The organism is Pseudodesulfovibrio sp. lm2024 (genome assembly GCF_051175575.1).
In the GTDB taxonomy this organism is placed as follows: domain Bacteria; phylum Desulfobacterota; class Desulfovibrionia; order Desulfovibrionales; family Desulfovibrionaceae; genus Pseudodesulfovibrio; species Pseudodesulfovibrio caledoniensis.
In genome coordinates this window covers 400,597-422,451 of sequence record NZ_CP195092.1, presented here as the reverse complement: position 1 = coordinate 422,451, position 21,855 = coordinate 400,597, and the positions used below count along the sequence as shown (strand labels likewise).

At 63.4% G+C, this 21,855-nt stretch carries 21 protein-coding genes and 1 other RNA gene; 12 read left to right on the top strand and 10 right to left on the bottom strand.

Annotation, left to right across the window (positions count from 1 at the left end; all coding sequences use genetic code 11):
- Nucleotides 1–5 precede the first annotated feature (5 nt).
- The 8 genes from ACR42D_RS01940 (at nt 6) to ACR42D_RS01905 (ending at nt 6,613) form a co-directional block, all read left to right on the top strand.
- Nucleotides 6–182 (top strand): hypothetical protein, encoded by a 177-nt coding sequence (locus tag ACR42D_RS01940; RefSeq protein ID WP_484565191.1) that lies wholly within the window; start codon nt 6–8, stop codon nt 180–182.
- 12 nt (nt 183–194) lie between these two features.
- Nucleotides 195–464 carry a cell division protein ZapA gene (zapA, locus tag ACR42D_RS01935; RefSeq protein WP_484565190.1) on the top strand — a complete coding sequence of 90 codons (270 nt, stop codon included), beginning with the start codon at nt 195–197 and terminating at the stop codon, nt 462–464.
- A 26-nt stretch (nt 465–490) separates the two neighbouring features.
- Nucleotides 491–674: non-coding RNA, 6S RNA (ssrS, locus tag ACR42D_RS01930), on the top strand.
- Nucleotides 675–861: 187 nt separating this feature from the next.
- Nucleotides 862–2,418 carry a ribonuclease Y gene (gene rny / locus ACR42D_RS01925; protein WP_484565189.1) on the top strand — a complete coding sequence of 519 codons (1,557 nt, stop codon included), beginning with the start codon at nt 862–864 and terminating at the stop codon, nt 2,416–2,418.
- Between the two features lie 145 nt (nt 2,419–2,563).
- Nucleotides 2,564–3,454, top strand: coding sequence for a CheR family methyltransferase (locus tag ACR42D_RS01920; RefSeq protein ID WP_484565188.1), 891 nt, complete (start codon nt 2,564–2,566; stop codon nt 3,452–3,454).
- Between the two features lie 64 nt (nt 3,455–3,518).
- Nucleotides 3,519–4,298, top strand: coding sequence for a TIGR00282 family metallophosphoesterase (locus tag ACR42D_RS01915; RefSeq protein ID WP_484565187.1), 780 nt, complete (start codon nt 3,519–3,521; stop codon nt 4,296–4,298).
- A 38-nt stretch (nt 4,299–4,336) separates the two neighbouring features.
- Nucleotides 4,337–5,614 carry a tyrosine--tRNA ligase gene (tyrS, locus tag ACR42D_RS01910; RefSeq protein WP_484565186.1) on the top strand — a complete coding sequence of 426 codons (1,278 nt, stop codon included), beginning with the start codon at nt 4,337–4,339 and terminating at the stop codon, nt 5,612–5,614.
- Nucleotides 5,615–5,923: 309 nt separating this feature from the next.
- Nucleotides 5,924–6,613, top strand: a complete 690-nt coding sequence (locus ACR42D_RS01905) for a queuosine precursor transporter (RefSeq protein WP_484565185.1) — start codon at nt 5,924–5,926, stop codon at nt 6,611–6,613.
- 226 nt (nt 6,614–6,839) lie between these two features.
- On the opposite strand, the gene ACR42D_RS01900 is transcribed toward ACR42D_RS01905, so the two are convergent.
- The 5 genes from ACR42D_RS01900 to ACR42D_RS01880 all read right to left on the bottom strand — a co-directional run bounded on the left by ACR42D_RS01900 (nt 6,840) and on the right by ACR42D_RS01880 (nt 11,921).
- Entirely contained in the window at nt 6,840–7,490 is a 651-nt protein-coding gene (locus tag ACR42D_RS01900; protein WP_484565184.1) for a CatB-related O-acetyltransferase, read from the bottom strand.
- A gap of 22 nt (nt 7,491–7,512) precedes the next feature.
- Nucleotides 7,513–8,301 (bottom strand): alpha/beta fold hydrolase, encoded by a 789-nt coding sequence (locus ACR42D_RS01895; protein WP_484565183.1) that lies wholly within the window; start codon nt 8,299–8,301, stop codon nt 7,513–7,515.
- 84 nt (nt 8,302–8,385) lie between these two features.
- Nucleotides 8,386–9,099, bottom strand: a complete 714-nt coding sequence (locus ACR42D_RS01890) for an SPOR domain-containing protein (protein WP_484565181.1) — start codon at nt 9,097–9,099, stop codon at nt 8,386–8,388.
- Nucleotides 9,100–9,130: 31 nt separating this feature from the next.
- On the bottom strand, nt 9,131–10,774 hold the full coding sequence (gene argS, locus ACR42D_RS01885; protein WP_484565180.1) for an arginine--tRNA ligase: 1,644 nt from the start codon (nt 10,772–10,774) through the stop codon (nt 9,131–9,133).
- A 115-nt stretch (nt 10,775–10,889) separates the two neighbouring features.
- The gene (locus ACR42D_RS01880; protein ID WP_484565179.1) at nt 10,890–11,921 is read right to left on the bottom strand and encodes a DUF2157 domain-containing protein; all 1,032 of its coding nucleotides are present in this window, start codon (nt 11,919–11,921) and stop codon (nt 10,890–10,892) included.
- Nucleotides 11,922–12,042: 121 nt separating this feature from the next.
- On the opposite strand from ACR42D_RS01880, the gene ACR42D_RS01875 reads away from it, so the two are divergent.
- The gene (locus tag ACR42D_RS01875) at nt 12,043–12,882 is read left to right on the top strand and encodes a helix-turn-helix domain-containing protein (RefSeq protein ID WP_484565178.1); all 840 of its coding nucleotides are present in this window, start codon (nt 12,043–12,045) and stop codon (nt 12,880–12,882) included.
- Nucleotides 12,883–12,906: 24 nt separating this feature from the next.
- Nucleotides 12,907–13,791, top strand: a complete 885-nt coding sequence (locus ACR42D_RS01870; protein ID WP_484565177.1) for a DMT family transporter — start codon at nt 12,907–12,909, stop codon at nt 13,789–13,791.
- 301 nt (nt 13,792–14,092) lie between these two features.
- Here ACR42D_RS01870 and ACR42D_RS01865 read toward each other — a convergent pair whose 3' ends face one another.
- The 4 genes from ACR42D_RS01865 to ACR42D_RS01850 all read right to left on the bottom strand — a co-directional run bounded on the left by ACR42D_RS01865 (nt 14,093) and on the right by ACR42D_RS01850 (nt 18,171).
- Complete coding sequence (locus ACR42D_RS01865; protein WP_484565176.1) at nt 14,093–15,556, bottom strand: tetratricopeptide repeat protein; 1,464 nt, start codon at nt 15,554–15,556, stop codon at nt 14,093–14,095.
- Between the two features lie 151 nt (nt 15,557–15,707).
- A complete protein-coding gene (locus ACR42D_RS01860; protein WP_484565175.1) occupies nt 15,708–17,042 on the bottom strand; it encodes a tetratricopeptide repeat protein in 1,335 nt (444 codons plus the stop codon).
- Nucleotides 17,043–17,168: 126 nt separating this feature from the next.
- Entirely contained in the window at nt 17,169–17,921 is a 753-nt protein-coding gene (locus ACR42D_RS01855; protein ID WP_484565174.1) for an MBL fold metallo-hydrolase, read from the bottom strand.
- Nucleotides 17,922–17,997: 76 nt separating this feature from the next.
- Entirely contained in the window at nt 17,998–18,171 is a 174-nt protein-coding gene (locus ACR42D_RS01850; protein ID WP_484565173.1) for a hypothetical protein, read from the bottom strand.
- A gap of 210 nt (nt 18,172–18,381) precedes the next feature.
- Between ACR42D_RS01850 and ACR42D_RS01845 the strand changes: the two genes are divergently transcribed.
- Together ACR42D_RS01845 and dapF are read left to right on the top strand one after the other, a co-directional pair.
- Nucleotides 18,382–18,753: a hypothetical protein gene (locus ACR42D_RS01845; protein ID WP_484565172.1), complete on the top strand. Its 372-nt coding sequence runs from the start codon at nt 18,382–18,384 to the stop codon at nt 18,751–18,753.
- Nucleotides 18,754–18,842: 89 nt separating this feature from the next.
- A complete protein-coding gene (dapF, locus tag ACR42D_RS01840) occupies nt 18,843–19,694 on the top strand; it encodes a diaminopimelate epimerase (RefSeq protein ID WP_484565171.1) in 852 nt (283 codons plus the stop codon).
- A gap of 376 nt (nt 19,695–20,070) precedes the next feature.
- Here dapF and ACR42D_RS01835 read toward each other — a convergent pair whose 3' ends face one another.
- Nucleotides 20,071–21,585 (bottom strand): catalase, encoded by a 1,515-nt coding sequence (locus ACR42D_RS01835; RefSeq protein WP_484565170.1) that lies wholly within the window; start codon nt 21,583–21,585, stop codon nt 20,071–20,073.
- Nucleotides 21,586–21,855 lie beyond the last annotated feature (270 nt).

The following is a 21,855-nucleotide window of genomic DNA, read 5'->3' as shown; positions in this document are numbered from 1 at the left end:
AAGATATGGAATTAGTTGCCAAGCTTGAAGAGCGTTTCAACGGATTATTGAATAAAATTGCGGAACTGAAAGAAGAAAATGAGCGCTTGAGGGAGGAGGCCGAGGCCGAGAGGCGTCTGCGTACCGACATCGAATCGCGTATCGACACCCTGCTTGAGAAGATCGAAACCGAGCTGGAATGATAGTGGATCACGATGCCGCGTTACACGCTGACCCTGATGGGACTCGAGATATCCTTCAAGACGGATGCGGACCATGTCCGTATCGAGGCCGCACAGGCGTTTATCGAGAACAAGCACAAGGAGCTTGTTTCCGGAGCCGGTGACATCAGCAAGGAAAAGCTGCTCACGTACCTGCTTCTGAGCCTGGCGGACGATTATCTGGTCGCCGAGGATAGACTGAAGCGACTGGAAGGGAAGATCGGAGAGATTTTGGAAAAGACCTCAACGGACCCGAGCCGATAATTGGGCGGGGCCGAGGTCGGCAAGGAATTACCCTGGGGCGTGCGTGATTGCCCGGAGTGTTATTGAGCCAATGCTCTGAAAAAGGGCGACGACTCCAGCGTGCTGGTGAGCAGGCCCGGTTCGACCGGGAAGCCTGAAGGCGCGCGAGTCATGCCCACCTGGACATGCCAGGTTCAAAACATACAGGCAACACGGCTTCCCGGGGATTTAAATACTCCGCCCGACCGGCAAAGACCGGCGCTTTCGGGCGGCGATATACACCCTACAGCCATATCCGAAACCACCCTCCTCTCTTCCCTTCAGGGCAGAGTGCGTCTTTGTTGCGTGCTCTTCAACGCGGCACGGCGGAAACAGGCCGCCTGTTCAAAAGCCTGTTAACATAAATAAGGAGAACCACATGTTACCCCAAATCGCCATGGTCGGCGGTGCATTGATCCTCGGCCTCGCCGTCGGGATAATCCTTTTCAAATACATCACCGACAAAAAGGTCTCCGACTCCAAGGGGCTTGCGGAACGCATCGTGGAAGAGGCCCGCAAGGAAAGCGAGGCCCTGAAGAAGGAGTCGCGTCTCCAGGCGCAGGACGAGATTTTCAATCAGAAGAAGGAGCTGGAGCGCGAGTTCAAGGACCGCGAGAGCCAGCTCAAGAACGAGGAGAAGCGCCTCCACTCCAAGGAGGAGCGCCTCGACGCCAAGCGTGAAAAAGTTGCGGACAAGGAAGCCCAGGTGGTCGAGCTGGAAAAGCAGCTCATCAAACAGGAGAAACACCTGAGCGAGCTGGAGGAGGACCTGACCCTGAAAGCGGACGAGCACGAGCGCAAGCTCCAGGAGATTTCCGGCCTGACCGTGGAGGAGGCTCGGGAGAGCCTGCTCAAGGAGATCGAATCCCGCACCCGGCACGAAGCCGCCAAAATGATCCGCAACATCGAGATGGAGGCCAAGGAAAACGCCTCCAAGAAGGCCAAGGAGGTTCTCTCCCTGGCCCTGCAGCGTTACGCGGGCGACTACGCGGGCGAACAGACCGTGACCGCCGTGACCCTGCCCTCCGAAGACATGAAGGGCCGCATCATCGGCCGCGAGGGCCGCAACATCCGCGCCTTGGAAGCGGCCACCGGCGTGGACCTGATCATCGACGACACGCCCGAGACCGTGGTCCTGTCCGCCTTCAGCCCGCTCAAGCGGGAGGTGGCCAAGCAGGCGCTCGAGCGTCTCATCCACGACGGCCGCATCCATCCCGCCCGCATCGAGGAGATCGTCCGCAAGGTCGAGGGCGAGATGGACACCAAACTGAAAGAGATCGGCGAGCAGGCCACCTTCGACGTGGGCGTGCACGGCATCCATCCCGAGCTGATCAACCTGCTCGGCCGCCTGCACTACCGCACCAGCTTCTCACAGAACGTGCTCCAGCACTCCATGGAGGTCGCCTTCCTGTGCGGCGTCATGGCCGCCGAGCTCGGCCTGAACGAGAAGGAGGCCAAGCGCGCGGGGCTGCTGCATGACATCGGCAAGGCCGTGGACCACGAGATCGAAGGCCCCCACGCCATCATCGGCGCGGACCTGGCCAAGAAGCACGGCGAGACCAAGGAGATCATCCACTCCATCGCCGCCCACCACGAGGACACCCCGCCCATGTCCATCCTGGCCAACCTGGTCCAGGCCGCCGACTCCCTGTCCGGCGCCCGGCCCGGCGCGCGCAAGGAGCTGCTCGAGAACTACGTCAAACGTCTCGAGGAGCTGGAAGGGCTGGCCACCGGCTTCGACGGCGTGCAGAAGGCCTACGCCATCCAGGCCGGACGCGAGATCCGCGTCATGGTCGATTCCGAGAAGGTCGGCGACGAGAACACCTACGTGCTCTGTAAGGACATCGCCGAAAAGATCGAAAACAACATGACCTATCCCGGCCAGATCCGGGTCACGGTCATCCGCGAGAAGCGGGCCGTGGGCTACGCCAAATAAGGCATTCCGATGCGCACCCGGGGGAATCTCCGGGTGCGCTTTTTCCCTCTTCGGCCACATATTCGAAAAAAATCATAGCCCACGAATATGATGATCCTATATGGTTGCGTCACTGCACCCGGCAGCAAACGGAGCCTTGACAGACATGAGCCGCAGCACAGACCCGACCAACCAAATGCTCAAGAAGGCCATGGACCAGTCCATGAACCTCGTGCGTTCCGAAATGGGCGACGCGGAGTTCAAGCGGTTCAGCGACCTGATCCAGTCCGAGCTCGGCATCAAGATGCCGCCCTCCAAGAAGGTCCTGCTCCAGTCGCGGTTCCAGAAGCGGCTGCGCGCCCTGGGCATGTCCGGGTACAAGGAGTACTGCGACTACGTCTTCTCGGACGCCGGACGCGAACAGGAGCGTACGCACCTGATCGACGTGGTCACCACCAACACCACGCATTTCTTCCGGGAGCCCAAGCACTGGGACATCATGAACAACATCGTCCTGCCCGAGCTGTGGAGCCGGGGCGTGGGCCGGTCCTCGGCCCTGCGCATCTGGTCGGCGGGCTGCTCCAGCGGCGAGGAGCCCTACACGCTCGGCATGGTGCTCCACGAGTGGGGCGGTTCGCGCCAGGGGTTCGACTTCTCCATCCTGGCCACGGACATCTCCCAGAAGATACTGGCCGAGGCCAAGCGGGCCGTGTACTCCATGGACAAGGTCGAGGACGTGCCCATGCAGTACAAGAAGAAGTACATGCTCAAGTCCAAGGACAAGCGGCTGGTCAAGATGGACGCCATCCTGCGCAACAAGGTCTCGTTCCAGCAGTTGAACTTCATGGAGGACTTCAAGCTGCAGAACAGCCAGAACATCATCTTCTGCCGCAACGTGGTCATCTACTTCGACCGGGCCACCCAGGAAGTGCTCTTCAACAAGTTCTGCAACAACCTGCAGCCCGGCGGGTACCTCTTCATCGGCCACTCGGAGAGCCTGTCCGGCATGACCCTGCCCATCCGGCAGGTGGCCCCCACGGTCTTCCAGCGGCTCTGACCGCCCAGCACAACATTTCGCCGATCGCGGTCGGCAAACCCTTCGCACCATCCCAAGGAGCGTCATGCGCATTCTCTTTCTCGGCGACATCGTAGGCGTGCCCGGCCGCAAGGCCGTCCTCCGCAACCTCGCCCGCATCCGGGACGAGGAGTCCCTGGACTTCATCTTCGCCAACGGCGAGAACGCCAGCGGCGGGTACGGCCTCAAGGCCAAACACGCCAAGGAGCTGCTCAAGGCGGGGCTGGACGGCATCACCGGCGGCAACCACATCTGGAAGTACAAGGACCTCTACTCCATGCTCGACGGGGACGGCCGCATCCTGCGCCCGCACAACTACCCGGAGCAGCTGCCCGGCTCGGGCGTGCGCGTCTTCCGCAAGGAGGGCTTCCCGCCGGTGGCGGTCATCAACCTCATCGGCCGGACCTTCATGCCGCCCATAGACTGCCCGTTCGCCGCCGCCGAGACCGTGCTCGACGCGCTGCCCGCCGACATCCCGGTGCAGATCGTGGACTTCCACGCCGAGGCCACGGGCGAAAAGATCGCCATGGGCTACTTCCTGGAGGGCAAGGTCTCGGCCGTGGTCGGCACCCACACCCACGTCCAGACCAACGACGCCAAGGTCTTGTCCGGCGGCACCGGGTACCTGACCGACCTGGGCATGTGCGGGGCCGCCGACTCCTGCCTGGGCATGAAGCCCGAGATCATCCTGGACCGCTACCTGACCGGCCTGCCCAGGCAACTGGAAGCGGCCACCGGCCCCGGGGTTTTACAAGGCGCGATTTTTGACATAGATGAGAGCACCGGCAAGGCGGTATCCATGGCTACTTTCCAGCGGGAAGGCTAGCCCTGAACCACTGTCAACCCACATAAACGAGGACTAAAGTGAATATTTTCGACGAGTTGAAATGGCGGGGGCTGATCAATCAGGTTTCTGACGAAGACAAGGTGCGCGAGTATCTGTCCGAGCCCGGAGCCACCATGTATTGCGGCTTCGATCCCACCGCCGAATCCCTGCACGTGGGCAACCTCGTCCCCCTGCTCTGCCTGGTGCGCATGAAGAAGGCGGGCCACAACCCCCTGTACCTCATGGGCGGGGCCACGGGCCGCATCGGCGACCCCTCGGGCAAGGACAAGGAGCGCGAGCTGTCCGACGCCGAGAAGCTCGACGAGCGCCTCGAACTGATCAAGCACCAGGTGCGCCGCTTCGTGGAACGCAACACCGGCGAGCGCCCGACCATCGTCAACAACTACGACTGGACCAAGGACATGACCTGCATCGAGCTTTTGCGCGACGTGGGCAAGCACTTCACGATCAACTGGATGCTCCAGAAGGAGTCGGTCAAGGGCCGCATCGGCCGCGAGGAGACCGGCATCTCCTACACCGAGTTCTCGTACATGATCCTGCAGTCCTACGACTTCTACCATCTTTACAAGAACCACGACTGCCGGTTGCAGATCGGCGGCGGCGACCAGTGGGGCAACATCACCGCGGGTTGCGAGTTCATCCGCCGCCGCTACGCGGTAGACGGCGAATCGGCCGAGGCGTTCGCCCTGACCTTCCCGCTGATCACCACGGCCTCCGGCAAGAAGTTCGGCAAGTCCGAGGGCAACGCCGTGTACCTGAACGCGGACCTGACCTCGCCCTACGCCTTCTACCAGTTCTTCATCAATACCGACGACGCGGACGTGATCAAGTTCCTCAAGCTGTTCACCTTCCTCAACCAGGAGGAGATCGCCGAACTGGAGAAGCAGACCGAGGAGGCCCCGCACCTGCGCGTGGCCCAGAAACGGCTGGCCGAAGAGGTCACCACCATGATCCACGGCAAGCACGAACTGGAGCGCGTCCTGGCCGCCACCGAGGCCCTGTTCGGCAAGGGCGACCTCAAGGCCATCGACCCGGCCACCCTGCGCTCGGCCCTGGAATCCGCCCCGGCCATGCGCTACGCCCCGGGCGACGTGCCCGACCTGCCCCAGATGCTGGTGGACCTCGGCCTGGTCAAGTCCAAGGGCCAGGCCCGCAAGGACATCCAGGGCGGCGGCGTGTACATCAACGGCGACCGCGTGGAGGGCGACGAGATTCTCGACACCCACTTCATCGCGGGAGAACTCCTGGTCATCCGCAAGGGCAAGAAGAACTACGGATTGGTCACAAAAGGCTAGGCCAGTTCTCGCCCCACTTCACTCAAAATTGATGAGAGGCACGGCTTGCAACACAAGCCGTGCCCTTCTTTTTACCTCTTCGGAGCGATTCGGGTAGCGCGGCCACCCGACAGCGGCTCTCTCCCCGCGCTCGGAATAGGCTTGGGAGAGTGGGTCAGCTGTGCATTTTCTCGGGGGCAAGGCAACCGCAGCGTAGCCGTCTACGTGAGGATTGTCTTGCCCCCGAAAAATGTGCAGATGGCCCGCTATCCCAAGCCGCCCCCCACTCAAAACTTGACCTTCCCCCAAAATGGGGGCAAGTCACCCCTCATGAACGAGACATTATGGATTCTATTCGCACTGGTGGACCTGTGCATGGTCCTGGTGGTGTACCGGCTGTTCGGCAAGGTCGGGTTGTTCGGGCTGATGGTCTTCAACCTGCTCTTGTGCAACATCCAGGTGCTCAAGACCGTGCAGCTGTTCGGGCTGACCACCACGCTGGGCAACGTGCTGTACGCCAGCGTGTTCCTGGCCACGGACCTCTTGAGTGAATTCTACGGCAAGAAAGAGGCGCGCAAGGGTGTGCTGCTCGGGTTCGTGACCCTGGTCATGATGGTCGCGTACATGCAGATCGCGCTGTTGTTCCAGCCCGCTGCCGACGACTTCGCCCAGCCGCACCTGGAGGTGCTGTTCGGGTTCATGCCGCGCGTGGCCCTGGCCTCCATGGCCGCGTACCTGGTCTCCCAGCTGCACGACGTCTGGGCCTTCCACGCCATCCGCGAGCGCACCGGCGCAAAGCACCTGTGGCTGCGCAACAACGCCTCGACCATGGTCAGCCAGCTGCTCGACTCGGCGATCTTCTGCGTCATCGCCTTCTGGGGCGTGTTCCCGGTGGGCGTGTTCCTGGAAATCCTGCTGTCCACCTACCTCATCAAGTTCGTGGTGGCCGCCCTGGACACCCCGTTCATCTACCTGGCCAAGCGCATGTTCCACAAGGAACAGGCCGCCCAGTCCGCGTAGACCGATCCATACATCGGAATGACAAAGGCCGCCGGATTATTCCGGCGGCCTTTTTTTACACTGTCTCCGTGCCAAAGGCGCAATATGGGATGCAAGGGTGCGAACCCTATCTCTGCTGTCGCCATCTCTAGAGCGCGAAGACTCGCTAAGAGCTGGGGCTGCCCGCCGGAGGCGAAGTCACCCGACAATCGCCGCGAAGCGGCCTTCCCTTTCTGATTTAAAACCCTCAGCCCTCCAAAGCATCCAGGTCCGCGCCGCAGATGGCGTCGCGCATGGCCATGATCTTCTCCAGCGGCCAGTCCCACCAACGGATGGCCTGAAGCCTGTCCACGGTCTGTTGGTCGAACCGCTTGCGCATCTCGCGGGCCGGGTTGCCAGCGACCACGGTGTAGGGCTCCACGTCGCGGGAGACCACGGCGCGGGCGCCGATGATCGCGCCGTCGCCGATGGTCACGCCGGGCATGATCACGGCCTCCATACCGATCCAGACATCGTTGCCGATGACCGTGTCGCCCTTGCGGCCGGGCATGTTGAACAATGCCTTGACCTCGTCGAACCCGGTCTCCGGGGTCATGGTGAAGTTCCAGAACGGGTAGGTGGAGAACCCATGGGTGGCGTGGTTGGCCGAGCTGGTGACAAAGACCGCGCCATGGGCGATCTGGACGAACCGACCGATGACCAGCCGCTCCGGGCTGAGCGGGAACAGATACGGGGCGATGGCCGCCGCGTAGTCCTCCACCGGGTTGAAGTTGGAATAGTAGCTGAAATCGCCGATCTCCATGCGCGGATGGTCGATGACCTGGTTCAGGTTGACCACGGTCTTGACCACCGTGCCGTCCGGCAGAACCATGGGATGGCGGGTGTTGGGATCGAGCATATGAGGCTCCTTTGGTCGGTTGTCAGGCCCCGAGGTGTTGGCGCACGATATCCGTGAAGCGGCGCGGGTCCTCGATGGGCAGCATGTGGTTGGCGAGGGGCACGGTTAGGACCCGGGCCTGGGGTACGGCGCGGGCCACGCCCGCGCAAACGGTTTTGAAGAGCGGTCGGGAGTTCTCGCCCCAGGCCACGGTAAGCGGGATATCGATGGAGGAGAGCCGCTCGACACCCAGGTCAGGAGTCTCCTGCTGATGCAGCTGGCGACGCAGCGTGTGGCCGTTTTCGAGCTGCTGGCCGCGCACGGGCTCGGGTTGGGCAGCGAAGTATCCGACCCGACCGGCGGACTTGTCCACCAGAGCCTCCACGGCCTGCCGGGTCAGCCCCTCCCCGACCATTTCGAAAATCGGGCCGAACATGGCCCCGGCATCCCGACCGAAGACGTGCATTTCCTCCTCGCTCAGGCAGCCGGGATACCCCGGCTCGTAGACCAGTAGGCTGGCGGCCTTGCCGGGGTGGCGGACCACGGCGTTGAGGGCTGCATCCGCCCCGTAGGACCATGCCGCCACGTGCACCGGGCCGTGGGCGGCCAGCCGAGCGATCTCGCCCGCCAGATCGTCGGCGTGGGTGTTCAGGCCAAACCCGCCCCGGTCCCGATCGCCGTCTATGCCGAAATGGCGCAAAGTCACGGCCGAGGCCTCCCATTCACCTTTGAGCAACTGGATGTGCTCCCGCCATATCCTCTCGTCGGCCAGAGCGCCGTGCACGAACAGAATTGTACCCCGTCCGCCGTTGGTCGATGCGTTTTTTTGCATTGATTCTTCCTTCCCGGTTGCATTCCGATAAAAAAGGGCTGTCCGGTTTACCGCACAGCCCTTTTGGATATTTCATCCCGCCCGTCAGTTCGCGGCGGTCTTCTTCTTGAGCAGCGGCTTGCCGATGCCGAACTTGGCCAGCACATCCTTCATGTCCGCTGTGGACGCCGGCGTGCCGTGGTGCAGGACCTGCACCCGATGCCACGTGGACCCGTTCGCCTGGCCGGACTGGACCCGGGCGTTCAACCCCGCGCCGGCCAGCTTGTCGCGCAACGCACCGGCCATGTCCGCCTTGCGGAACGAGGCCACCTGGTAGACGTAGTCGAAGACCGGTTCGCCGGGCTGGGCCGGTGTGGTCTTGACGGTCTCGGGCTGCGCGGAGGCGGCGGGCGCAGGCTCCGGCTTGGGCTCGGGCTTGGGCGCAGGCCTGGGCTCGGGCTTGGGCGCGTGCGCGGGCTGGGTCTCGTCACGGGTGTCGAGCAGCTGCTGGGGCGAGGCCTTGAGGCGGTCCTGGTAGTCCAGCTCCTCCAGGGTCAGGACCTCGGGCGGCTTGGACTCGGCGGCCAGCTGGCCGTGTTCGCTACTGGGCATGATCTCCTGGAGCGGAGGCACATCGGCCTCGGGCCGGTAGCCACGCCCGATGAGGATGCCCATGACGAAGAAGAAGGTCAGCGCCAGAACGCCCACCCCGGTGATGCTGATCAGCCCGGACAGGGACAGGGAGAAGTCGTACTTCTTCTTGGCCGCGTTGAGCTTGGGCACCTTGACCTTGTATTTCGGTTCCAGATTGTCCGCCATTTTCCTCGTCCGATTCGGGTTTCGCCGGGGGCTACATGGACTCCGGGGCGTTCACGCCCAGCAGGCCGAGACCGCCGGCCACGACGCCGGCCACGCAGTGAAGCAGCATGAGCCGGGCCGAGGCGACCTCGGGCTCGGCGCTGAGCACATGGCAATTGGTATAGTACCTGTGGAGCGTTGAGGCAAGCTCCTGCAAATACATAGAGATCAGATGCGGGCTCTGGGCCTTGGCAGCGGCCTCCACATAGTCCGGGTACTGGTCCAGAAGCTTGAGCATCTCCAGGTCCCACTCGGTGTCGAGCAGGGCCAGGGATTCCGGGCTGACGGCAGCGGCCTTGACGCCCGCCTCCTCGGCCTTGCGGTCCAGGGAGCGGATGCGCGCGTGGGCGTACTGCACGTAGTAGACCGGATTGTCCATGGACTTCTGCTTGACCAGCTCCAGGTCGAAATCGAGTTTGGAGTCGGACTTGCGCGACAGGAACATGAACCGGGCCGCGTCGGAACCGACCTCGTCGACCACGTCCTTGAGGGTCTCGAACTGGCCCGCGCGGGTACTCATGGCGATGGGCTGGCCGTCGCGCAGCAGGTTGACCAGATTGACCAGGATGACGGACAGGCCGCCCGGCTTGCCGAGCGCCTCGCAGGCCGCCATCATGCGCGGCACGTAACCGTGATGGTCCGCGCCCCAGATGTCGACGACCAGGTCGAAGCCGCGCTTGAACTTGTTGTCGTGGTAGGCGATGTCGGACGCGAAATAGGTGGTGTCGCCGTTGCTCTTGCGCAGCACGCGGTCCTTGTCGTCGCCCAGCTCCGTGGACTTGAACCAGAACGCGCCGTCCGCGGCGTAGCCCATGCCGGACGCGGTCAGGTCGGCGAAGGTCTCGTCCACCTTGCCGTCGTCCACCAGGGACTTCTCCGAGAACCAGACGTCATGGCGCACGTGGAAGGCGGCCAGGTCGTCCTTGATGCCCTGCAGGATGATGTCCTTGCCGTAGACCTTGCAGACCTCCGTGGCCTCGGGTTCGGGCAGGTCGAGCAGGTCGGGCCGCTCGGCCATCAGGTCGCGGGCGATGTCGGTGATGTACTCGCCTTTGTAGTAGTCCTCGGGCTCGGCCGGGTTCTGTCCGGCGACCTGGCGGGCGCGGTACAGGATGGAACCGCCCAGGATGAGCATCTGGCGGCCCGCGTCGTTGATGTAGTATTCGGCCTGGACGTCGTACCCGGCCTTTTCCAGGATGCGGGTCAGGGAGTCGCCCAGGGCCGCGCCGCGTCCGTGGCCGATGTGCAGCGGCCCGGTGGGGTTGGCGGACACGTACTCCACCTGCACCCTGGTGCCGTTGCCCATGGTCGAGCAGCCGTACGCCTCGCCCTGATCCTGGATGACGCCCACGGTCTCGCGCCAGAAGGCGGGGGCAAAGGTGAAGTTCAGGAAACCGGGCCCGGCGATCTCGATCTTGTCGATGAGCGGATCGCCCTCAAGCGCGCCCTTGATGTCCTCGGCCACCGCGCGCGGGGCCTTCTTGGCTTCCTTGGCCAGCATCATGGCCACGTTGGCCGACATGTCGCCGAAGGAACTGGCCTTGGGCGGCTCGATGACCGCCTTTTCCGGCCAGGGCCAGCCGAAGTTCTCGAGCGCCTGTTTCAGCGCCCCTTCCAAATGTATTTTCGCTCTCATCCGAGTATTCTCCTTAAACAAAGCTCGTGGCGAAGCCTCTAGCACGAAACCCGAGGCAATCCAAGTATAGAAGCGGGGCCCCCGGCGGCCGGAAAACGCGGGCCGGGGGCTGTCTTTAGCGGTATCGGGGGAGCGTTCGTCGGATGGCGGCCGGGAGCAGGCAAAGGGCCTTCTCCTCGATGGCCTCCCGATGCTTGTGGTACTGGAGCCCGGCCAGGATGACCAGCAGCCCCAGGCCGCTCAGGGCGAAGGAAAAGGACAGGGTGTCGTCGAACACGTCCGCCGCGAGATGGCCGAGATAGATGGACACGCCCAACCCCCCGAAGACGATGAACACCCGCCGCTGCAGGATCACGGAAACGGCCATGAGCAGCAGGTTGACGCAGCAGTAGACGAACTTGCCGACCTCGGAGTCGCTGTCCAGGCTCGTCAGCCCGCCCCAGAAGGCGATCATGCCGAACAGGTACAGCCAGAAGGCGAAGTCCTGCCGGGTGCGGCGGTCGACCAGATAGCCGACCACGAGCATGGCCAGCCCGAAGCACAGGGACACGACCTTGCGCTGGTCCCAGGAAAAGTCCTGCCCGAAGAGCACGGCCGTCAGGTCCATGGACAGGAACCACAGGGAGAACGCGATGGGCAGGGTGATGAACGGGAACCGGAAACGGCGCAGGGCCAACAGCCCCGCGGCCACGGTGCCGATCTCCATGAAAAACCAGCCGCCCTTGATCCAGCGGTAGAAATCCTCATACATGCCGGGCGCGTCCCAGACCCACCAGCCGGACAGTTCATGCAGGCCGAACACGACCAGAGGCGTCATGCAGACCGCCGCCGTGACCAGGATGCCGCCGGGCACGCGCTGTCCCCTGCCCTTCCACAGCCAGTTGCCCATGAACAGGAAGGCCAGCCCGTATCCCGCGCCGATGAGCAGATGGCCCAACCCGCCGAGACGTCCCCAGGCGTCGGTGACGAAGATGGTCATGGCCCCGATGACGATGAGCCCGCCCAGGTAGTAGAGCACGTTGGCCATGGTGAAGGCCGGGGCCCCCGCGCGCCCGTCCTCGAAAAAGGCCACCAGGGCGTCGCGCGTCTCCCGCGCGATGACGCCAGCCCGGACCGCGTGGTCCAGATCCTTGTGCGTGAATTTCATCGGCTCTCCCGGTTTCCTCCCTCCTAGCCGGGAATGTCCTTCCCGGTCAACACCTTGGGCAAGACCGGCGCCGCCCGCTCACGCCATTGCCTTTCCGGCCGGGCTGGGCGATGATCAGGCCATGGCACGTTCACCGTCCAAGGAAGCCGCGTACGTCCGCACCCTGCCCTTCTGGGGCGGGGTGGAACTGCTGCGCGCCCGCTTCGTGACCCAGCGCTTCTCCCGGCACTTTCACGAGGGATACGCCGTGGGCTGCATAGAGGACGGGGCCATGCGCTTCTCCTATCGCGGCGAGTCCGTGGTGGCCGCGCGCGGACAGGTCAATCTGGTGGTGCCGGGCGAGCCCCACGACGGCCACGGCGCGGAGGAGTCCGGCTGGGCCTACCGCATGTTCTACCTCACGCCCGACGCGCTCATGACCGCCGCCCGCGAGCTCATGCCCCGCCCGAACCTGCCCCATTTCCGCGCGGGCGTGCTGGACGACCCGGCCCTGGCCGCCATGATCGACCGCACCCACCGGCGGCTGGAAACGGCCGAGACCTCGCTCATGGAAAAGGAGACGCGCCTGCTCAATCTGCTCGAAGCCTGGATCAGGCGGCACGCGGACGAGCCCGGCAACGATCCCCGAACCGGAAGCGAACACCGGGCCGTGCACCGGGCCCGCGAGATCATAGAGGACCGCTTCGCCGAAGACCTGCCCCTGTCCGAGCTGGCCCGCGAGGCCGGGCTGTCCCCCTTCCACCTGGTGCGCGTGTTCGAGAACCAGCTCGGCATCACGCCCCACGCCTACCAGACCCAGACCCGGATCACCCGCGCCCGTCACAGGCTGGCCGGGGACGAACGCGTGGCCGACATCGCCATGGACTGCGGGTTCGCGGACCAGGCGCACCTGACCCGGCTGTTCAAACGCCAGATCGGGGTCACGCCCGCAAAATACCGCAAGATGCTTCAAAACCCGTAAGCCGGTTTCGGGCATGCTCCGGCCATGCCTGAAAAACACTTCGCCTATCTCAATCTGTCCCTGGCCATGATCCTGGTCGGCAGTTCCGTGGTGGCCGGGAAGATCATGGTCGACGAGTTGCCCGTGTTCATGGCCTCGGCCCTGCGCTTCGCCCTGGCCCTCATCATCCTCCTGCCCATCATCCGGCTGCGCGAAGGCGGCCTGCCGCGCCTGTCCCGCCCGACCTGGGCCAAGCTGGCCGTCCAGTCCCTGTGCGGCTCGTTCCTGTTCACCGTCTTCCTGCTCTACGGCCTGACCTTGACCGGACCGGCCTCGGCGGGCGTGATCACCTCGACCACCCCGGCCTGCATGGGGCTCATCGCCTGGCTCTTCCTCAAGGACCGCCCATCGCGCCAAGTGCTCATGGGCATCGCCCTGTCCATGGCGGGCGTGCTGGTCATCAACCTGGTCCAGGCCGCCCCGCACGGCGAGCCCGGCGGCGCGAACCCCATCCTCGGCAACCTGCTCGTCCTGGCCGCCGTGCTTTTCGAATCCCTGTTCCTGCTCATCCGCAAGACCGTGCCCGAACCGCTCTCGCCCCTGGCCGTGTCCACCATCATCTCCCTGTTCGGCCTGCTCTGGTTCCTGCCCATGGGCATATACGAGGCCGCGCACACCGATCTCACGGCCATCTCCCCGACCGGCTGGCTCGTGGTCTTCTACTACGGCGCGTTCGTCACCGTGCTCGCCTACCTCTTCTGGTTCGCGGGCATCACCAAGGTCCCGCCGTCCACGGCAGGCGTGTTCACAGCCATCATGCCCGTGGCCGCCCTGGTCCTGTCCGCCCTGGTGCTGGGCGAACCCATCGGCTGGCAACAACTCACCGGCTGCGCCTGCGTATTGGGCGGCATCGTCCTGATATCGAGATAAGGGAAGAATGCCTCCGGCGGCCAGAGGGGAAACTTTTGGAAAAGTTTCCCCTCTGGACTCCCCTTCAAAACTTTTTGTTTGCGCATCCGCGCGTGCGGTGGGTGTCGGAAGTATCTGCGGATACGCCCTACCGCGTGCGCCGTTGTTCATACGCCATGAAAAACACCCGCGCTCGCACCATCCGCGAAGCGGCTCCAAAAAGTTTAGGAAGGAAGAGGGGATGGGGGTCCGGGGGGAAGGGGAGAGGGAAACCCTTTTCTCAAAGGGTTTCCCTCTCCCCTTCCCCCGGCCGCCGGAGGCATCACAACTCCAGATTGGTGAACGGGCGGCGTTTCTTTTTTTTCTTTTTTTGCGGCGGTTCGGCCAGGGCGTCGAGATTGAGGGTTTGTTCCTTATCCGACTGATGGCGGCGGGCGGATTCGGGTTGGGACCGGGCCAGGCGTCGGGCCTGGGCGAGTTTGGTCTGGGCCAGGTCGTTTTCCGGGTCCAGGGTGAGGACGTGCTCGAAGAACGGGGCCGCGTCTTCGGTGTAGCGCAGGTCCAGGTAGAGTGAGCCGATGTTCAGGGCCGCGCCCACGCTGCCGGAGTAGAAATGGGGGTCGATCCTGAGTGCTTTCTCGAAGCATTCCAGCGCGGTCATCCGCTCGTTGCCCTCCCAGTGGGCCAGACCCATGTTGTAATGGATGACCGCGTCTTCCGGGGCGATGTTCAAGGCCTTCTTGTAGACCTCCACGGCCTCGGCCCAACGGCCCTCGCCGCGCAGGATGATGCCCAGCCGGTTGAAGTGAATGAGGTCGTCTCGGCCGAGCACGCGCTTGGTGTCGATGACCCGGTTCAGGTATTTGACCGCCAGGTCCGGGGCCACGCCGGACACGGCGTCCACGATGCGTTCGGTCAGGTCGCCGACCATGGACCGGGTTTCGCGCTCGGCGGCCTGGACGCTCTGGTCCAGGTAGCGCTCGGCCTGTTCGTGCTCGCCCTGGCGCAGGTGCTGCTCGGCGATGTCGATCTTGCGGTCCGGGTTGAGGGGCGAGAGGGCGTCGAGCTCCTTGAGGTAGGCCAGGGCGCGTTCGTCCTCCATGTCGCGGAAGGCCTCGGCCAGCCGGATGAGCGGGGCCATGAAGATGGGGTTGGCCTCGTGGGCCGCCATGTAGGCCTGGACCGCCGAGTCCACCCGGCCGGTGCCCATGAGCGCGTCGCCGCGCATGGCCAGGCCGCGCGCCGAGTCGGGCCGGATCATCAGGATGCGGTCCGAGGCGGTCAGGGCGGCCGCGTAGTTGCGCGCCTCCAGGAGCTTGGCGCAGTGCTCCATCTGGCGGCGCAGCTCCATGGGCGGGGAGATGGCCGCGGCCAGCTCCTCGATGACCTTGTTGGCCGAGGCGGGCTTGACCAGCACGCGGGACACACCCAGCTCGAAGAAATAGGCCACGGTCTCCTGGGTGGCCTCCCAGGTGAGCACGATCATGCGCGCCTCCGGGCATTCGCGCGACAACCGGATGATGAAGTCCGTGGATGGCCGACCGTCGATCATGCGCTCGATGAAGACCACGAAGGGAATGTCCTGCTCGCGCAGTTCCACGCACTTGTCCACGGCCGCGTCCAGGGAGGTGTAGGGCAGCAGCGCGTCGCCGCGCAGACCGATGACCCGCGAGACCATGTTGCGCAGGGCGCGGGTGAACCCGTAGTCGTCCGAGACGTAGACGATGACGCCCCCGCTCTTTTCGATGAAGTGGCGGACTATGCTGTCGGCGGATTCGGGCGGCATGCGCATCCCCTTTGGCTGCCGGTGACGAAGCGGCGATCCGCTCCACACTTGAACAGTACGTGAAGTGGGGGAAACGGGTCAACCCGACGCAAAAAAGGGACCGGGCGGAGCGCCGCCGGTCCCTTTTCCGATGTGTTCGACAGGCGAAGGGTCAGCCCACGGAATCCTTGAGCAAGGCGAGCTTGCGCGCGGCCAGGGCGTTGTCAGGGTTCAGGGCCAGGACGTTTTCGAAGCAGGGAATGGCGTATTCGTATTCGCGCAGGTCGGCGAACAGGGTGCCGATGTTCATGGAGACCGTCTCGCTGGCCTTGTAGAAATCCGGGTTGTATTTCAGGGCCTTCATGAAGCACTGGCCCGCCCGGCGCTTGTCGCCGCCGTCATAGAAGGCCATGCCCATGTTGTAGTGCAGCCCCTCGTCCTCCGGGGAGATGCGCAGGGCCGCCGCGTAGTTGTCGATGGCCTCCCGCCACTTGCCCTGGCCGCGCAGGGCGATGCCGAGCTTGTTGAACAGGGAGATATCGTCCTTGTCCAGCCGGCTGCCCTTGGCCTCCAGGACCTTGGTCAGGTACTTCTCGGACATGCCCGGGTCCTCGGCCACGGCCTCGGAGATGGATTCGGCCACCGCGCTGATCATGCCCATGGCCTCGCGGGTCACGGTCTCGAGGGCCTGGTCGAAGTAGGACTCGGCCTGGTCCATCTCGCGCCGCTTGGCATGGACCTTGCCAATCTCGGTCTTGCGCTGGGCGTTGAGCGGGCTGAGGCGGTCGAGCTTCTTCATGTACTTGAGCATCTCGTTCTCGTCCACGCCCCGGTAGGCGTCCACCAGCTTCTTGATGGGCTCCAGGTAGATCTTGGAGCTTTCGTGTGCCCGGTGGTAGCTCTCCAGCGCCTTGTCTAGCTCTTTCTGGGCCAGATGCACGTCGCCCTTGAGCATCAGCCCGGCCGGGCTCTCCGGTTTGAGGGAGAGGACCTTCTGGGCGATCTTCATGGCTTCCATGAACTTACCCGCGTCCAGGCTCCGTTTGCCCAGGTCCATGTATTCGCTGAGCTTGCCCTGTGGTTTGACGGTGAAGGCCAGCTTCTCGATGATGTTGTTCATGGAGGCGGGCTTGGAGATGACGTTAGCCACGCCGATCTCGTAAAAAAAGGCTATGTTCTCGCGCTTGGTCTCGCCCACCAGGACGATGATCTTCAGATCGGGCAGCAACCGCTTGAGGGTCAGGATGGTGTCGGTGCTGGTGTTGCCGCCGATCATGCGCTCGATGAAGACGATGAACTCCTGGCCCAGCTTGTTCATGGCCTGGACCTTTTTCAACCCCGCATGCACGGTCTCGGTCACGGTCAGGCAGTCACGCTTGGTGCCGATCGCTTTGAAAATGGTTGCGTTGAGCATCCGCTTGAAGAGCGGATCCTCACTGATGAGTATGATGGAACCATTAGCCTTTTCAAAATAATCGTAGACGATGGCGTCGTATTTTCCGGCCATATTCTCCCCTGGTCGCGCCGGGCGACATTGATTTCAGCGCACCCGGTTACCGCCGGTGCGCCAAACAGAGGATGGCATGGGCCAACATAAAATGGAATGATTATTCCCCGACCACGCTGGTAGGGATTAGAGTTCGCGCACGTCGCCCGGCTCGGGCACGAATGCGTTGACCTCGGGCCGGGTGTCCACGGCCATGCGGATCATGTCCATCATGGTGTGCCGAATGGTCCGCTTCATGTGCACCAGGGCGCACGCCTTGGCGCCGGATTTGCGGGCCATGTCCAGGGAGGTGCCCACGTCGCCGTGGCCCAGGGTGATTTCGTCCAGGGTGAAGGCTTCGTGGACCACCAGGTCGCACTCCTCGGCCAAGTCCACGGTGGCGTCCGTGGGCTTGCCGTCGCCCGAGTAGTACAGGGACTTGCCCCCGGCATCCAGCCGGATGGCCAGGCAGGGCATGGAGTGGTCGTTGAGCGCGAAACGGAAGCGGAAGCCGCTGTGCTTGAAGTCCTCTCCGGGCACGCATTCGATGAAGAATATCTCGAACCCGGCCTTGGACAGGGCATTGGAATAGGCCAGCTCCATGAGGCGTTTGACCCGGGACTCGATGCCGCTCGGCCCGAGGATGGTCAGCCGCTTGGTGCGCCCCTCCTGCATAGAGCGGACGATCAGGGCCGGGAGGCCGAAATAGTGGTCCGCATGGAAATGGGAGATGAAGACCGCGTCCAGGTCGATGGGGTTTTCCGCGTGCTCCCACAGACGGCAGGAGACGTTGAAGCCGCAATCGAGCAGGATGGACGAATCGCCGGATTCCACCAGCAGGGAGGTGTTCGGCAGACGTTCGTCAAAGGCCTCGCCCACCCCGACAAAAGTGACGCGCATTAGCTGCTCCGTGTTCTGATGTTCCCGAAGAGGAGACTATTTAGCAGAAACGGCGCTGGAGTGGAAGACCGGGGGATCAATCGCGGTCACGATTGCGCACATCCTCGCGCCAGGAATTGAGCGGAGCGTAACATCCCTGCCCGGCGTGCTGGGACCGTTTGACCTGCTCGGCGGTCTCGGGATCGAGCATCAGGCCGCACATGTACCGGCCCGCCTCCTCGTCCCAGAAAAGGTCGGGGCAGCGACGCATGTAGCCGTATCTCCTATGGGATTCCATGCAGGGGTCCTGTAGGCAGCACCACCCGCAACCGACGCACGGTTTGGACATTATCTCGTTCTCCCGGTCAAGTTGCCACAGCGATACCGTCCCCATCCACGAAAAGCAAGAATAGCCATCTTGACAGATCGTTCACTCGCATTCATAAACAATCGCTACGGGAGCTATGTCCAAATTAACACAATGAACTACACCGCCTGCATACAACCCATGGAGACCCACCTCAAGGTAACCGTCTCCGGCACCATGGAATCTCTCGAAGACCTGACCGACTTCGTGGAACTGCTCCGCAAGCTGGGCAACGAGTACGGCCTGAACTGGATACTGCTCGACGAACGCAAACTGCGCAGGCACCTCGACGTCCTCGACATCTACCATCTGGCCGAGGCCGACATCGCCGTGGAGGCCGCCGCGCGGGGTGTGCGCCTGGCCAGCCTGCCCCACCCCGAGGAACTGCAACTCGCCAGGAACATAGAGACCATCCTGCACAACCGGTCCATCAGTTACCGGGTCTTCAACGACGAAGCGGAAGCCGAGGCCTGGCTGACCCGCTGACCGCCCTCTCCGGCCATCCATACGCAAAAAGAATTGGACCATACCGGCCCCGCGCGTATACCCCTCAAGAAAAATACGAGGATTCTCCCATGAACATATTCACCGACTCCGTGCCTTTCTTCAAGATGCAGGGCTGCGGCAACGACTTCGTGGTCATCGACAACCGAGAGCTGGGTGTCCCCCAAGACGCCATGGCCGACTGGGCCAAGGCCGTGTGCGCCCGCGCCTTCGGCGTCTGCGCCGACGGCCTGTTCTTCCTCGAAAACACCGACGACCCGGCGCTGGCCTACCGCTGGCACTTTTACAACTCCGACGGCTCCCGGGCCGAGATGTGCGGCAACGCCTCGCGCTGCGCCGCCAAGCTGTCCCACGCCATCGGCCTGGCCCCGGCTGAACACGCCTTCGGCACCGATGCCGGACCCATCCGGGCCAAGGTGCTCCTGGACGGTCCGGACGAGGGACGCGTCAAGGTCCAGCTCACCCCGCCGCTCAAGACCGAGACCGACATCACCCTGGACATCGACGGCCAGTCCCTGACCGTGCACTTCACCGACACCGGCGTGCCCCATACCGTTGTCTTCGTGGACGACGTCCAAAAGATCGACATCATGGATCTCGGCCCCAAGATCCGGTACCACGCCCACTTCGCGCCCGCCGGGACCAACGTCAACTTCGCCCAGGTCATCGACAAGAACACCATGCTCCTGCGCACCTACGAACGCGGCGTGGAAGCCGAAACCTACGCCTGCGGCACCGGTGCCGCCGCCACCCAGCTCCTGGCCCATACCCTCGGCCTGACCAGTGATCACGCCGACCTGACCACCACCGGCAACGAGGTCCTGACCGTGTTCCTCGAAAACGACACCGTTTTCCTCCAGGGCGCCGCCGAACTCACCTTCCAAGGCGAACTCTACCTCAAGCCCCTCGGCCTGAGCCTGTAGCCCCGCGCCGAAGACAAATTAAAGTGGCCGCTCCTCCCGGAGCGGCCACTTTTTTTGCCTCCGGCGGCCGGGGGAAGGGGAGAGGGAAACCCTTTGAAAAGGGCTTTCCCTCTCCCCTTCCCCCGGCCCCCCATCCCCACTCCCTTCCTAAACTTTTTATTGCCGCTTAGCGGTTTGTACGGGCGCGGAGGGGTATCTGTGTTTGCATCCTAGGGAAACGGCGCATAGCCAAGCGACTACTGCCCCCCCAAACAATCAGCCCCTCCCCGCTTCCGCACGCCCCTGCCGAAGGCACACAAAAGGTTTGGAAGGGGGGTCCAGGGGGAAAACTTTTTCCCAAAATTTTCCCCCCTGGCCGCCGGAGGCATTCCTCTTCCTACTTGACCGGCGTCGCGGCCACCCGTTCTTCCTGGGTCATTGCGGCCAGCCGTTTGACTTCGGTCACGTCGAGGCCGAGGCCTTGGGCCACGCGGGTGCCGTAGTCCTCGTGGGTGAGGTAGAACAAGGCGCACTGCCGCAGTTGGATGGGTTTGGGCACGGTTTCCATGTTGCCCACAATGTTGCCGACCAGATGGGCCCGGTCCTGGTCGGTCATGACCACGGAATAAAGGGTGCCGGGCTGCACGAAGTCGTTGTTGGGATGGGCGTATTCATGCCGCTGGCCCACGCCGTCCAGAGGGATGTCCGGCTCGTTGGAGACGTTGTCCGGGGCGGGACCGTGGAAGGAATTGGGCCAATAGTTGGGGCCGGACCCGCCGTTTTGGTCCACGCGCATGTTGCCGTCGCGCTGGTAGTTGTTCTCGGGCGCGTTCTTGGCCTGGTTGACCGGGATGAGGTGATAGTTGGGCCCCAGCCGGTGCAGATGGGTGTCGTGGTAGGAGAAGAGGCGACCCTGGAGCATCTTGTCCGGCGACACGCCGATGCCGGGCACGAGGTTGCTCGGGTTGAAGGCGGCCTGCTCCACCTCGGCGAAGTAGTTTTCCGGGTTGCGGTCGAGGACGAGCTTGCCCACGGTGATGGGCGGCACTTCGCTGTGCGGCCAGACCTTGGTGATGTCGAAGATGTCCCAGGCGAAGTCTTTGGCCCGTTCCGGGGTGAGTATCTGCATCTCCAGTGTCCAGGACGGATAGTCCCCGGCCTCGATGGCGTCGAACAGGTCGCGGGTGGCGTGATCCGGGTCCTTGCCGCGCATGGCGTCGGACTCGGGGCCGGTCAGGTTTTTGATCCCCTGGTCGGTCTTGAAGTGGTACTGGGCCCAGAAGTAGTCGCCCTTGTCGTTGTACCACTTGTAGGTGTGGCTGGAGTAGCCGTTCATGTGCCGGTAGGTGGCCGGGGTGCCCCGGTCGGAGAAGAGGATGGTCACCTGGTGCATGGACTCCGGGGTGAGCGACCAGAAATCCCAGGCCATGGTCGGACTCTTGAGGTTGGTCAGGGGGTCGCGTTTCTGGGTGTGGATGAAGTCCGGAAACTTGAGGGGATCGCGGATGAAGAAGACCGGGGTGTTGTTGCCGGTCATGTCGTAGTTGCCCTCTTCGGTGTAGAACTTCAAGGCGAAGCCGCGCGGGTCGCGCTCGCAATCCGCGCTGCCCTTTTCGCCGCCCACGGTGGAGAACCGGGCGAAGACCTCGGTCCTCTTGCCCACCTCGGACAGGAAGGCGGCCTTGGTGTATTTGGTCACGTCGGCCGTGACCTCGAAGTAGCCGTAGGCCCCGGCACCCTTGGCGTGCACCACCCGCTCGGGGATGCGCTCGCGGTCGAAATGGGCCAGTTTTTCGAGCAGATGCACGTCCTGCATCAAGGCCGGTCCACGCGAACCGGCGGTCACGGTATTCAGATCGTTGCCAACGGGGCAACCAAAGGCGCTCGTCAATTTTTTCTTGTCTTTTGACATGGTTGTCTCCTGTTCTCTCGTGATGATCGGCTAATCGAACCCCCTGTCCATCCACAGGGTATCGTGTCCAACGTAGCACAGGAAAACAGTAATCGATAGCGTTTGTTGCTTTCTCTTTTTCGACGTTCCGACACAGTCCCAACCGGCGCTTTTCACGGCATATTTCTTCCCCCCCCCCCCCCCGGCCACGGATACCGCCATGCGCCCTTTTTCCGTCCGCCATTGACTCAACGTAAAAATGAACATAGTGTTCATTTATGAAAAGCGAAT

Excerpts from the sequence above, each read along its gene's own strand:
- ACR42D_RS01940 (WP_484565191.1), top strand. The coding sequence starts at position 6 with ATGGAATTAGTTGCCAAGCTTGAAGAGCGTTTCAACGGATTATTGAAT.
- zapA (WP_484565190.1), top strand. The coding sequence starts at position 195 with ATGCCGCGTTACACGCTGACCCTGATGGGACTCGAGATATCCTTCAAG.
- rny (WP_484565189.1), top strand. The coding sequence starts at position 862 with ATGTTACCCCAAATCGCCATGGTCGGCGGTGCATTGATCCTCGGCCTC.
- ACR42D_RS01920 (WP_484565188.1), top strand. The coding sequence starts at position 2,564 with ATGAGCCGCAGCACAGACCCGACCAACCAAATGCTCAAGAAGGCCATG.
- ACR42D_RS01915 (WP_484565187.1), top strand. The coding sequence starts at position 3,519 with ATGCGCATTCTCTTTCTCGGCGACATCGTAGGCGTGCCCGGCCGCAAG.
- ACR42D_RS01905 (WP_484565185.1), top strand. The coding sequence starts at position 5,924 with ATGAACGAGACATTATGGATTCTATTCGCACTGGTGGACCTGTGCATG.
- ACR42D_RS01900 (WP_484565184.1), bottom strand. The coding sequence starts at position 7,490 with ATGCTCGATCCCAACACCCGCCATCCCATGGTTCTGCCGGACGGCACG.
- ACR42D_RS01895 (WP_484565183.1), bottom strand. The coding sequence starts at position 8,301 with ATGCAAAAAAACGCATCGACCAACGGCGGACGGGGTACAATTCTGTTC.
- ACR42D_RS01890 (WP_484565181.1), bottom strand. The coding sequence starts at position 9,099 with ATGGCGGACAATCTGGAACCGAAATACAAGGTCAAGGTGCCCAAGCTC.
- argS (WP_484565180.1), bottom strand. The coding sequence starts at position 10,774 with ATGAGAGCGAAAATACATTTGGAAGGGGCGCTGAAACAGGCGCTCGAG.
- ACR42D_RS01880 (WP_484565179.1), bottom strand. The coding sequence starts at position 11,921 with ATGAAATTCACGCACAAGGATCTGGACCACGCGGTCCGGGCTGGCGTC.
- ACR42D_RS01875 (WP_484565178.1), top strand. The coding sequence starts at position 12,043 with ATGGCACGTTCACCGTCCAAGGAAGCCGCGTACGTCCGCACCCTGCCC.
- ACR42D_RS01870 (WP_484565177.1), top strand. The coding sequence starts at position 12,907 with ATGCCTGAAAAACACTTCGCCTATCTCAATCTGTCCCTGGCCATGATC.
- ACR42D_RS01865 (WP_484565176.1), bottom strand. The coding sequence starts at position 15,556 with ATGCCGCCCGAATCCGCCGACAGCATAGTCCGCCACTTCATCGAAAAG.
- ACR42D_RS01860 (WP_484565175.1), bottom strand. The coding sequence starts at position 17,042 with ATGGCCGGAAAATACGACGCCATCGTCTACGATTATTTTGAAAAGGCT.
- ACR42D_RS01855 (WP_484565174.1), bottom strand. The coding sequence starts at position 17,921 with ATGCGCGTCACTTTTGTCGGGGTGGGCGAGGCCTTTGACGAACGTCTG.
- ACR42D_RS01850 (WP_484565173.1), bottom strand. The coding sequence starts at position 18,171 with ATGCGTCGCTGCCCCGACCTTTTCTGGGACGAGGAGGCGGGCCGGTAC.
- ACR42D_RS01845 (WP_484565172.1), top strand. The coding sequence starts at position 18,382 with ATGAACTACACCGCCTGCATACAACCCATGGAGACCCACCTCAAGGTA.
- dapF (WP_484565171.1), top strand. The coding sequence starts at position 18,843 with ATGAACATATTCACCGACTCCGTGCCTTTCTTCAAGATGCAGGGCTGC.
- ACR42D_RS01835 (WP_484565170.1), bottom strand. The coding sequence starts at position 21,585 with ATGTCAAAAGACAAGAAAAAATTGACGAGCGCCTTTGGTTGCCCCGTT.